The organism is Streptomyces sp. NBC_00353 (assembly GCF_036108815.1).
Lineage (GTDB): Bacteria > Actinomycetota > Actinomycetes > Streptomycetales > Streptomycetaceae > Streptomyces.
Genome location: NZ_CP107985.1, coordinates 8994856 through 9006973 on the forward strand (window position 1 = coordinate 8994856; position 12118 = coordinate 9006973).

Sequence of the window (12118 nt, forward strand, 5' to 3'; positions counted from 1 at the left end):
TGATTCGGCAGCAGGCCGTGGCAGAGGTCAGACGTGCGGCGCGGGCCCCGTCGATTCACGCAGTACGAGATGGGTGGCGAGCTCCACGTGCAGAGTGTCCACAGTGTGGCGCTCCAGCAGCCGCATCAACAGTGAGACGGCCATCCGGCCCATCTCCTCCAGCGGCTGACGGACCGTCGTCAGCCGGGGCACAGTGCTGCGGCCCAGATCGGTGTCGTCGAACCCGGTGATCGAGAGATCGTCCGGCACCCGCAGATTTCGTTCGTACGCGGCCCGCAGGGCTCCGACCGCCGTCTTGTCGTTGAACGCGATCAGTGCAGTGGGGCGTTCGGGCAGGTCGAGGAGTTCCCCCGCGGCTTCATAGCCCCGGTCGGCCGTCGGCTCGATGCTGCGGAGCAGAGCGGGAGAGGGCAGCAGTCCGGCCTCGGCGAGCGCCGCGGCGTGGCCGGCGATGCGCGACTGGCTGGCCAGCCAGTCGCCGGGGCCACCGATGACGCCGATGCGCCGGTGGCCCAGCTGCACCAGATGAGCGGTGACGGAGCGTGCCGCAGTCAGGTGGGCCGCGGAGACCGAGGCGATGTCCCTGGACAGCGGGCTTCGGGGATCGACCACCACGAAAGGGAAGTTCAGCGCTCGCAGCGCTTCCAGCTCCGCTTCGGACTCGGGTGGCAGGAGCAGCACTGCCCCCGCGATTCCGGATTCCTGCGGCAGCCCGGCCAGCACTCCGGCCCGGCGGCCGGCGTCGCCCGCACTGAGTACCACGCGTCTGCCGTGCAGTTCCAGCGTCTCTGCGATCGAGGAGACGATGACCCCGAAATAGTCGGTCAGCACATATGGGCAGCGCACATAGATCGCACCTCCCGCAGCCCCACGTGCGGCGAGGGCGGGCGCGCCCAGTCGCTCGACCGCCCGGTGTACCAGCGCCCGCGTCTCGGGGGCCACATGGTCATGCCCGTTCATCACGCGCGACACCGTGGCGATCGACACGCCGGCCTCCGCCGCGATCGCACGCACCGTGACCCGGGCACGCCTCGCCTCAACCACTTGTTACAGCGTTTCGTTTCATGGACGCAGCATAGCGGGGGAGTGCTCACGGGCTGAGAAAGGCTTGACAGCTCAAGTCGGTTGGCGATTTTCTGTGGGCGCGTCGAAAAAGTTTCCAAGATGTTTCAGTTTGTTTCATGGCAAGTTTCGGCAACCCGCCACCTGCGGAGCACGGCCGATGTCCACCGTCTCCGCCCCGTCACGGCCCTTCGCCCTCAGCTCCGACCGCGCCAGCGAGGAAACCACTTATGAAACGTGCCCTGGGTGCCGCCGCCTTCACGGCCACCGCTCTCTGCCTGACCTGTCTGCCGGCCACGGCGACCACCGCACACGCGCCCGTTTCGTCGAAGCACCACCAGGCGGCGCCCCAGGCACAGGTGTGGCTGACCACCGCCGACGGCGCGCAGAAGTTGCGGCAGCAGGAGCCGGTCGCCTTCCACCCCGGGGCATCCGACCTCACCACCATCACCGTCGACCCCAATCAGAGCTTCCAGCGCATGGACGGCTTCGGCGGCGCGCTCACCGACTCCTCCGCACACGTCCTCGCCCAACTGCCCCGCCGGGCGAGGGACAACGCGATGCAGAAGCTCTTCGACCCCGAGGAGGGCATCGGCGTCGGCTTCGTACGCCAGCCTGTCGGCTCCTCCGACTTCACCGCCGCAGCCACCCACTACACCTACGACGACGTCCCGGCCGGACAGACCGACTTCGCTCTGCGGCACTTCAGCATCGCCCACGACCAGCAGCAGATAATGCCGCTGCTGCGCCAGGCGAAGAAGCTCAATCCTCGACTCACCGTGATGGCCACTCCCTGGAGTCCGCCTGCCTGGATGAAGGACAACGACTCCCTCGTCGGGGGGCACCTCAAGGACGACCCGAAGGTGTACGACGCGTATGCCCGCTACCTGGTGAAGTTCGTCCAGGCATACGCCGCCGCAGGCGTGCCGGTCGACTACCTCACCGTTCAGAACGAGCCGCAGAACCGCAAGCCCAGCGCCTACCCCGGCACCGACCTGCCCGTACAGCAGGAGGCCAAGGTCATCGAGGCCCTCGGGCCGCTGCTGCACAAGGCCAGCCCGCGCACCAAGATCCTTGCGTACGACCACAACTGGACCACCCACCCCGACGACATCGCCACCGCCGAAAAGCTCGGCGAGGACCCGGAGACCGACTACCCCTACGAGGTTCTGGACAGCCCGGCTGCCAAGTGGATCGCGGGCACCGCCTACCACTGCTACTCGGGCGACCCCAGCGCACAGACCGCCCTGCACGACGCGCACCCCGACAAGGGCATCTGGTTCACCGAGTGCTCCGGCTCGCACGGCGCCACCGACACCCCCGCGCAGATCTTCCGCTCCACGCTCACCTGGCACGCGCGCACCATCACCGTCGGTACCACCCGTAACTGGGCCAAGTCCGTCGCCGACTGGAACCTCGTGCTGGACGCCGACGGCGGCCCGCACAACGGCGGTTGCGACACCTGCAGCGCGCTGCTCGCCGTCCAGCCGGACGGCACCGTCACGACCAGCGCCGAGTACTACACCATCGGCCACCTGGCGAAATTCGTGCGCCCCGGCGCGGTACGGATAGGCAGCACCAACTACGGCACCACCGGCTGGAACGGCCGGCTGACCGATGTCGCCTTCCGCAACCCCGACGGTTCCACTGCACTCGTCGTCCACAACGAGAACGACGACCCGCGCAGCTTCGCCGTCGCAGCCGGCGACCGAACCTTCGACTACACCCTGCCGGGCGGCGCGCTGGCCACCTTCACCTGGCCGAAGTCGACGGCCCTGACCAGCCGACTCCACGAGGTTCCCCTGGACGGCGCCCACGCCACCGCCCGGCCCGCCGGTCAGGGTGCGGCCGGCCTGGCCATCGACGCCGACGGTTCGACCCGCTGGACCAGCGGACAGGCTCAGGAGCCCGGTCAGCGCATCGAGATCGATCTCGGCAAGCCCACCGTCTTCCGTCGTGTCGCCGTCGACAGCGGCGACGAACCCGGGGACTACGCCCGGGCGTGGGAAGTCTCCGTCAGCGACGACGGAACGACCTGGCGCACCGCGGCCACCGGTACCGGAACCGGTCAGCTCACCAACGTCGACCTGCGTCCCACCACCGCGCGCCACGTCCGCGTGACAGCGACCGGCACCGCCGGCAACTGGTGGAGCCTGGCCGACGTCCGCCTCTACCGCTGACCACGAGAACCATCGGCTGCCGGCTCGGTCTGCGGCATCAGCCGCGCCGGCGGCAGATGGGACGTGGGGCCGGAGGGCGCCACATCCGCAGAGGGCCTCCCGGGGCAGCGGCGTACAGAGTGCCCGCCCAGGCCGCCAGTGCCCCGCTGCCGCCGGAGGGACCCGGCGAGGGATGGTCCCTGAAGGCGGCGCAGCCTGCCACCGGCCGCCGGGTGCGGACTCTGCCGTCGGCGGTCACCGCGGTCGACGACCGGGTCGTCGCTCACCACGCTGCCCGAAAGCGGGCAGGGTGCCACCTGAGGTGCTGTCAGGGAACCTCGTCCTGCGGGTCGATCGGCAGACACACCTGAAAGCGGGTGTCGCCCGGCCGTGAGGAGACCCGGATGTCCCCGTGATGCTTGTTGACCACGATGCGGTAGGTGATGTCCAGCCCCAGCCCAGTACCCTCACCGACCGGTTTGGTGGTGAAGAAGGGCTCGAAGATCCGGGGTCTGATGTCAGGCGGGATCCCTGTGCCGGTGTCGGTCACCTCCACGAGCAGGTGGGCCTCCTCCCGCCACGTCCGGATCGTCAGCGTACCCCCGGCAGGCATGGCGTCGACGGCGTTGATGATCAGGTTGGTCCACACCTGGTTCAGCTCGGCCCCGAAGGCCAGGACCGGCGGCAGTTCACGGTCGTAGTCCTTGACCACCTCGACACCGGACGGGATCTTCGCCCGGAGCATCGTCAACGTGGCATCGAGCAACGTGTGCACATCCACGGTCTGCTGCGGCGCCCGGTCCAGCTGCGCGTACTGCTGGGCGGCGCCGACCAGTCCCGAGATGCGCGTCACGGCGTCATCGATCTCACCCATCAGAAGTTCCGCGTCGATGGTGTACGCCAGCCACCTCACCGTGGAGCCGAGGTTGTCCTCACCGATGGTGTCGGCCACCGCGGTCAGCCACGGCACGCCGATGTCCGCGGCGACCAGAGTCGGTGCAAGCTCCCACGCCTCCGTGACCCCCTGCTCCTCGAGCCAGTCGCCGACGGTGTCCTCCGCATCCGCAGCGGCCAGCGCCGGCAGACCGGATGCCGCAGCGGCCTGTCGAACCGCATCGTCCTGAAGCTCCACGAGACGATGCAGCTCGCTTCCGTCCAGTCGGCCGTCAGCGATCATGGCGAGCTTGTGGCGCATGGCGGTCACTCGCTCGCGCAGCGCCGAGGTGGCCCGTACAGCGGCTGCCGCAGGATTGTTCAGCTCATGTGTGAGCCCTGCCGACAGCGACGCCAGGGCCAGCAGCCGCTCGCGCTCATTGACGATGGCATTGGCCGCACGTGTACCGAAGAACAGGCCCTCCAGCAGGTGAAGTGCCATCGGGAACCATGTGCCTACCGCGGTCGCGAAAGCATCGGCAGGCAGTACGAAGAACTCGGCATCGGTGACAGCCCGCATGGTGTGGGGATACCGCTGCTCGACGCGGTCCCCGAGGTACGCGCGAGTCGCCCCGCTGTACACACCGCGTTGGTCGGTGCGGGTTACCTCCACCTCGTCGCCGTGCAGCACACGGCTGAGCGCGATCGCTCCGCTGAGCAGCACGAAGAAGCACGTGGCCCGCTCGCCCTCCGCGTACACCACGCTTCCGGCAGGCAGTTGCTCCGCACGGCCGCGTTCTGCCAGCCAGTCGAGCTGCTCGTCGCTGAGCTCCTCGAACAGGAACAGAGTCCGCAACTGCGCCGGTGACAGATGTGCTGAGGTGGTCACTGCGCCTCCAGATAGCGGTGCACCAGCGCGACGGCCATGGCTCCCTCGCCGACGGCCGAGGCGACACGTTTGACCGAGGAGGAGCGCACATCGCCCGCAGCGAAGACACCGGGCACGCTCGACTCCAGGTGGTACGGATCCCTCGGCAGCCGCCACCCGGCCGGCCGATCCCCTCCGGCCACCAGGTCGGGGCCGGTCACCACGAATCCGCGCGCATCGCGGGTGACCACTCCTGCCAGCCAATCCGTATGCGGCTCGGCCCCGATGAAGATGAACAGCCACGACGCGGCAACGGTGCGCACGGCGCCGGACCGGCTCTCACGGAGGGACAGCTGCTGGAGGTGTCCCTCGCCCACGGCGCCGACCACCTCGGTCCACGGGTGGATGTCGATGTTGGAGATGCCGTTGATCTGGTCGATCAGATAGCTGGACATCGAACGGCTCAGATCACCTTGGCGGATCAGCACATGAACACGCCGTGCGTAGCGTGAGAAATACACCGCCGCCTGCCCTGCGGAGTTGGCACCGCCGACGATGTACACGTCCTCGCCCGAGCAACTGGGCGCCTCCGTGACGGCGGACCCGTAGAAGACGCCCGCCCCGGTGAACTCCTCCAGCCCGGCGGCGGCCAGCCGCCGGTACGACACCCCGGTGGCGAGGACCACGGTGTGCGCGGCAATGGAGCTCTCCGGACCCAGGTGCAGTACCCGGCCCGATCCCGCCACCTCCAGCGCGACAGCCTGCTGCGCGCTGAGGATCTCCGCCCCGAACTTCAGCGCCTGGCGGCGGGCCCGCTCGGTCAGCTGGGAACCGGAGACGCCGTCGGGGAAGCCGAGGTAGTTCTCGATACGGCTGCTCTGACCGGCCTGCCCGCCGGTCGCCTGCTGCTCCACCAGTACCGTACGCAGTCCCTCCGAAGCACCGTAGACAGCAGCTCCCAGACCGGCCGGCCCCCCACCGACCACCACCAGGTCGTAGAAGTCGGAGGCCGGAACGGTGCTGAGTCCGACCTGCGCGGCGAGCTCCCGCTCGGTGGGGGAGACCAGAGTCTTTCCGTCCGGGGTGACAACCAGCGGTGCATCGGCCGCGGACAGCCCTGCGGCAGCCAGAAGGCGCTCCCCCTCCGGCTCGTCGGACAACAACCAGCGATAGGGGACGAGATTACGGGTGAGGAAGTCGCGGACCGCGAAGGAGGGAGCTGACCAACGGTGCCCGACCACCCGCGTCTCCATGTCTCCTGGATCGGGCGTGGCGTGCCACAGGTCCAGCAGCGTGTCGATCACCGGATAGAGGTGCTGTTCCGGCGGACTCCAGGGCTTGAGGAGATAGTGGTCGAGGTCCACGACGTTGATGGCGTCGATGGCCGCTTCCGTGTCGGAGTAGGCAGTCAGCAGCACGCGACGGGCGAGCGGAAAGAGGTCCATGGCCGCCTCGAGGAACTCGATGCCGTTCATCTGGGGCATGCGGTAGTCGGCGAGCATGAGCGCGAGCGGATCGCCACGGAGCTTGAGCTCACGCAGTGCTTCCAGGGCGTCGCGGCCGGAGAGTGCGCGCAGGATGCGGTAGCGGTCGCCGTACTGCCGCCGGATGTCGCGGGCGACCGCCCGGGAGACTGCCGGGTCGTCGTCGACAGTCAGGATCGTCGGGTTCGGCATGTCTCCATCATTGTCGCAAAGGCCAGGAAATGGCGGCCGGAGTCTGCATGGCGCAGGCCGCACGCGCCGGCCCGGCGGACCCGGCGCCCTCCACCGATCGGTGTCACCCGGAGGCACGTGTGGTGCCACGCCACCCGAAACGGTCCCGGCAGGTTGCAAGAACGTCCTACGTCAGCCGGTACCGCTCCGAGTCGGGGGCCGGCCGTGTGGTGGAATTCCGAATCACCACCAGCGAACGCGCTGGAACCCGCAGGCGGCCCGCGGCGCATACCGCAGCCGGCTGCGGGGCAGTGCTCCCGCATCGGTGGCGCTGTTTCCCGGCACCTGCCGCCCGGAGCCGCCCGCGGCCCCGCACGCCCCTCGCCCTCAGGAGTACGCATGGCCTTCGACGTCGACGCGGTCCGCGCGCAGATCCCCGCCCTGAAGTCCGGCTCTGCCCGCTTCGACGCCCCCGGCGGCACCCAGACACCGCAGCCGGTGATCGACGCCATCATGGATGCACTGGCCAACCCGCTCGCCAACCGGGGCCGTACCACCGAAGGCGAGCGCAACGCGGAGGCGATCGTGGCCGGCGCCCGCTGCGCGCTGGCAGACCTGCTGGGAGCCGATCCGCGGGGCATCGTATTCGGCCGCAGCTCCACCCAGCTCATCTACGACCTGTCCCGCACCCTGGCCAAGAACTGGGGCCCGGGCGACGAGGTGGTCGTCAGCCGACTCGATCACGATGCCAACATCCGCCCCTGGATCCAGGCGGCAGAGGCCGTAGGCGCCACCGTCCGATGGGCGGACTTCGACGCGGCCACCGGCGAGCTGACGACCGAGCACATCGCCAGGGTGCTCTCCGGACGCACCCGTCTCGTGGCCGTCACGGCAGCGTCGAATCTCATCGGCACCCGCCCCGACATCCCCGCTGTCGCCGACCTGGTGCACCGGGCCGGTTCCCTTCTCCACGTGGACGCTGTGCATTACGCCTCGCACGCCGCCGTCGACCTGCCCGCCCTCGGCGCGGACTTCATGGTCTGCTCGCCGTACAAATTCCTCGGCCCGCACCTGGGCGTGCTGGCAGCCCGTCCCGAAATGCTGGAGACGCTGCGGCCGGACAAGCTGCTGCCCTCCACCGACGCGGTTCCCGAGCGCTTCGAACTGGGCACCCTGCCGTACGAGCTGCTGGCCGGGGCCCGCGCGGCGGTGGACTTCCTCGCCGGTCTGGCCCCAGGGGCGGACGGCACCCGCCGGGAACGGCTGATCGCCGCCTTCGAGGCGATCGAGGCCCACGAGGATGCCCTGCGGGCCCGCATCGAACAGGGGCTGGCCGCCCTCGGCGGCGTCACCGTGCACTCCCGGGCCGCCCGGCGCACCCCGACCCTCCTGCTCACCCTGGCGGACCACAGCGCCACCGCCGCCTCGCAGTACCTGGCGGAGCACGGCATCGATGCTCCGGCCGGGTCCTTCTACGCGCTGGAGGCATCCCGCCGGCTCGGACTGGGCGACGAGGGCGGGCTGCGGATCGGCCTGGCCCCCTACAGCAGTGACGAGGACGTCGATCGGCTGCTGGATGCCCTGTCCGGCTCCGTCGACACCACACCCGTCACTGGCTGACCGGGTGGCGCACCCGGTCCACCGAGCACCGGCTGCCGACTGAGCGCCGCCACCGGCAGATCCGGCCAGGCCTGCCGCTAAGCCCCGACAGGGCGCGCCGTGGGAGATGCCGATCAGCCGTGTGACCGCGTACGGGCGCAGGGGGCCATCGAGCCCCCAAGCCCGGCGGCGCACCGCTGCGGGCCCGTCCTCCCGCTCGGTCTTCCCGGCCGTCTCGGGCCGTCCCATGCGTACGACCGTGCGACACCGAATCAGTCCTGCTGCACCCTCCGCGTGGTGTGCCGTCACTGGATCGGTCGCGCGCGGCCAATGGCCGAGATTCCCCGCCGGTTCGCGCGAATAACTCACCCCCACCACCAATACGGAATGCATATCCAGCATTACGGCGAGCGAATAAATCGTTCTTGATATGACACAGGCCACATGATCCGCGTCACTCTTGTGCCCATTTTAGGCATTTGCCGTGTGGGGTGAGCCACGTGACGGGCACCACTCCGAAACCGGATAGTAGGCCACCGGGCCTCGTTCCCGGGCTCTGAAGGCACTCGACCGACGATTTCCAATACCCGGTACGAATAGCGGTAGTAAAAAGGGGACGTTGACCCGGGTTTCCCCCTCCCCTAACAATTCTTGGCATCACCCGGCGACGGAAAAGGAATTACCACGTGCAGATCACCGCGATGCCCAAGAAGTTCGCCCGCCTGACCAAGACCAAGAAGATCTCGCTGGGCATGGTCGCAGCCGGCGCCGCCGTCATGGCCGGCACCGTCGTCAGCGCCCCGGCCGCCTCGGCCACCACCCCCGCCCAGTCCGGCGGCAGCGTCCACAACTGGATCAACCAGTCACTGGAGATCATGCGCGCCAAGGGCATCCCCGGCAGCTACGACGGCATCTACCGCAACCTGATGCGCGAGTCGAGCGGCAACCCGAACGCCATCAACAACTGGGACTCCAACGCCGCCAAGGGCATCCCGTCCAAGGGCCTGCTCCAGGTGATCGACCCCACCTTCAAGACGTACCACGTCAGCGGCACCTCGATGAACATCTACGACCCCGTCGCCAACATCACCGCCGCCTGCAACTACGCCGCCCACCGCTACGGCTCCATCGACAACGTCAACTCCGCGTACTGACGACACGGCGCGGCGATACGACCGGGCCCCGCCCAGCGCACCGGTCCCCGCGTGATGCAGCCGGTGCCGGCCGGTCGGCCCACGTGCGAGACCGGCCCGCCGACGACGTTCCCGCAGCCGTCCACGGCACGCCCTGACCCCGTGACGCACCGGCGCACCGCAGCCGTGGACAGGGCCCCGGCCCCGCGCGGCTTCCGGAGAGGCAGCGGCCACGGCAGCTCGCACACGGAGCCGACACGGATGCATTGACCCGCAGGGCTGCTGATGGCAGAGGCGTGCCCCGTGGTCATGGTGGCAATCAGGGGTAGATGCCGACGGTCACGGAATTCTCCGCTTCGGGCCGCTTGAGGGTCACGTCATTCCCCACTACGGCGGTCACGTTTTCCCATGGGGACGGTGGTCGCTGACGGCCACTCGCGCGGCCCTGGGCCAGGCCCAAGGGCTGTCCCGTACTTCCTGGCGGGCGCACGACGACAACTACGGCCCCTCGCTGCGTTGTCGGAACACCCGAATACGCCCCGTCCGAGGACGCCCCTCCGCCGTGCGATGCATCGCATCCGACGCCGCGCGCAGTTCCTCCAGGGATTACGGGACAGCTGTCAGTCGTGCAGCCAGATCCGCAGGGGACCGATCGGCTCGAAGCCGTGGCGGACCGCGGCCACCAGGTCATCGCCATGCTCGTAGCCGACCACCGGCAGGGTGGGGAACAGCCGGTGCACCGCGTCCAGTACGAGTGGCCAGGCCGCTTCAGCGCCGCCGTCCAGTGCGAAGACATTGGAGATTCCGACCACCTCGTCACTGCGGCTCGCAATCGCTCCGGCGATCACCCGGCCGCCAGGGGACTGTCCGGCGAGTACGAAGGTGGCCGGGTCGTCCAGCAGTTCGGTCCGGAAGAGATCCGCGTTGCCGTCCCCGTCGTCCCACGCGAGCGCCCAGGCGCGCAGCATGTCCGGGTCGCCCGCCACGTCCCAGGCAAGACCCGAGGGGATGGTGGGCGCACTCGCCGGGCGGTGGATCCATTGCGCCTCGAACAGCACCCGGAAGCCGGCCTCCGTCAGGTCGAGGTCGGCGAAGCTGTCCTTGATGGAGGCGCCGGGCACGGCGGTGTCGATCCGGGCTGTCAGCGCAGCCGGGTCGGCACCCGGCACCAGCGTCACCGCGTCGGGGTAGTACGGCGGCGTGCGGGCCGGGGCGGCCCAGGCCTGTGCCCTGAACTCGCTCGCCAGGTCGTGCGATCGGCTCATTGCCGCACACCACTCGGCATTGTTGCGGGCGGCGGTTCGGACCAGGAACTGCTTCGGCGTCGTCACGAGTGCGGATCATCGCCCGTCCCGGCCAGTCCCGTCGAACGTTTTTCCACTACCCGCAGGTCGGACGCTCCGCTCGAAGGCGCATGGCCCAGCTCCTGAGGACCGTTGACGGCTTCGACGCTTCCCGGACGCGGGGACCGGGCCTGCCCGGCACGCAGAGGCGTTCGCCGTTCTGGAGGGTCATGCCGCCGTGTCGGCGGGTGTCGCCGGATGGTGACGGCCCTGACGTCATCGGTGTGATGTCAGGGCCGTCCCGCGGGTCCGGCGTGGGGCACCGGATTACTGGAATTGTCTAGCACAACGGTGCATAGGGGACGTAAGAGACACGCGCTCTCGAAGTGAAGCGACCCCTCACGTGCGAAGGATCCGCCGGACGCCTTACCGATGCCCTGGTCGAAGCCGTGCCGTCAGGCCGGCCTGACGGGCGCCCCGTCGACGGGGTGGGCCGTGGTGGCGCCGGCGTGGCATGAGCGGCATGCCGGTGTCGTCCTGGTGCGCGAAAGGCATGCGATCCGTCGCTGCGGCGTGGGTGTCCATGACGGGTGTTCAGGGTCCGAGAGGGTGAGTGGGTGTCATGAAGTCGCTCAGAAGGCCTAATCGTCTCCCATGTAGGCCTGTTTTCCTGCTTCTTGACGATATGTCAGGACAGTTCTATACACCCGGTCGGCCCCCTGGCGTCACACTTTCGATACATCCGATATGACAGGTAAAGGCCCCATAAGTACTTTTATTTCAGGCCGGTTGCCCGGCCGACCCTCAGAGACAAGGGAGAATGACATGACGACGCGTACCGTCGCCGTGACCGCCGCCGCAGTGGGCGCCGCGGTCCTCGCCACTACTGGTATCACCTATGCCTCGGCCGCTGGTTCCCCGCAGGCCGCTCCGTCCGTCCAGCAGGCCGCGCCGGCCGTCCAGCAGGGTGCCCCTGCGGCGGCTCCGCTCGGTGGCGAGGGCGGGAACGCAGGCGGGAACGGGGGTGGGAAGGGTAATGAAGGAGGCGGCTACGGGGGTGGCGGTGGCTACGGTGGTGGCCACGGCTACAAGTACGAAGGCCGGATCTTCATCAACGAGCGGTCGTACTCCGCCCGGTCGGAGGAGGGCTGCATCACTGTGGTCAGCGGGCTGGGCTCGCGGAGCTTCAACGTTCGCAATGACAGCCACAGGAGTGTAGAGCTCTTCCGTGGGGCGACCTGCGACAACGGTTCTCCGGTCGCCACTGTTGGTCCCTGGAGCACCAGCAACGGCGTCTTCACCCGCCAGGTCCGCGGCGGCGTGAAGGTTCGCAATGGTGTCGTGGGCAGCTTCCGAGTGGTCCGGGACCACTACGGCAACAAGTGGTAACAACTCCATCCGCACCACACGGAAACTCCGGCCCGTCGGAATCGGGCCGGGGTTTCCGGCATATGGGAAGGACTCCTCGGTGGATGCGCGGCGCCAC

General features: G+C 68.9%; 8 protein-coding genes. 4 read left to right on the forward strand and 4 right to left on the reverse strand.

From position 1 onward, the window contains the following. Positions 1-27: 27 nt before the first annotated feature. On the reverse strand, positions 28-1044 hold the full coding sequence (locus OHA88_RS40460) for a LacI family DNA-binding transcriptional regulator (RefSeq protein WP_328629214.1): 1017 nt from the start codon (positions 1042-1044) through the stop codon (positions 28-30). A gap of 248 nt (positions 1045-1292) precedes the next feature. Here OHA88_RS40460 and OHA88_RS40465 point away from each other — a divergent pair, with 248 nt between their 5' ends. Continuing rightward, positions 1293-3242: a discoidin domain-containing protein gene (locus OHA88_RS40465; RefSeq protein WP_328629215.1), complete on the forward strand. Its 1950-nt coding sequence runs from the start codon at positions 1293-1295 to the stop codon at positions 3240-3242. A 307-nt stretch (positions 3243-3549) separates the two neighbouring features. Here the strand turns inward: OHA88_RS40465 and OHA88_RS40470 are convergent, their stop codons facing one another. Further along, positions 3550-4983, reverse strand: a complete 1434-nt coding sequence (locus OHA88_RS40470; RefSeq protein WP_328629216.1) for an ATP-binding protein — start codon at positions 4981-4983, stop codon at positions 3550-3552. Then, complete coding sequence (locus OHA88_RS40475; protein ID WP_328629217.1) at positions 4980-6638, reverse strand: FAD-dependent oxidoreductase; 1659 nt, start codon at positions 6636-6638, stop codon at positions 4980-4982. Before OHA88_RS40475 ends, OHA88_RS40470 begins: the two co-directional genes overlap by 4 nt. Before the next feature lie 378 nt (positions 6639-7016). Between OHA88_RS40475 and OHA88_RS40480 the strand changes: the two genes are divergently transcribed. Together OHA88_RS40480 and OHA88_RS40485 are read left to right on the forward strand one after the other, a co-directional pair. Next, positions 7017-8237 carry a cysteine desulfurase-like protein gene (locus OHA88_RS40480; RefSeq protein ID WP_328629218.1) on the forward strand — a complete coding sequence of 407 codons (1221 nt, stop codon included), beginning with the start codon at positions 7017-7019 and terminating at the stop codon, positions 8235-8237. Between the two features lie 680 nt (positions 8238-8917). Beyond that, positions 8918-9370, forward strand: coding sequence for a transglycosylase SLT domain-containing protein (locus tag OHA88_RS40485; RefSeq protein WP_425900661.1), 453 nt, complete (start codon positions 8918-8920; stop codon positions 9368-9370). Positions 9371-9969: 599 nt separating this feature from the next. On the opposite strand, the gene OHA88_RS40490 is transcribed toward OHA88_RS40485, so the two are convergent. Beyond that, complete coding sequence (locus OHA88_RS40490) at positions 9970-10680, reverse strand: hypothetical protein (protein ID WP_328629219.1); 711 nt, start codon at positions 10678-10680, stop codon at positions 9970-9972. Positions 10681-11457: 777 nt separating this feature from the next. On the opposite strand from OHA88_RS40490, the gene OHA88_RS40495 reads away from it, so the two are divergent. Further along, a complete protein-coding gene (locus tag OHA88_RS40495; RefSeq protein ID WP_328629220.1) occupies positions 11458-12021 on the forward strand; it encodes a hypothetical protein in 564 nt (187 codons plus the stop codon). Positions 12022-12118: the final 97 nt, after the last annotated feature.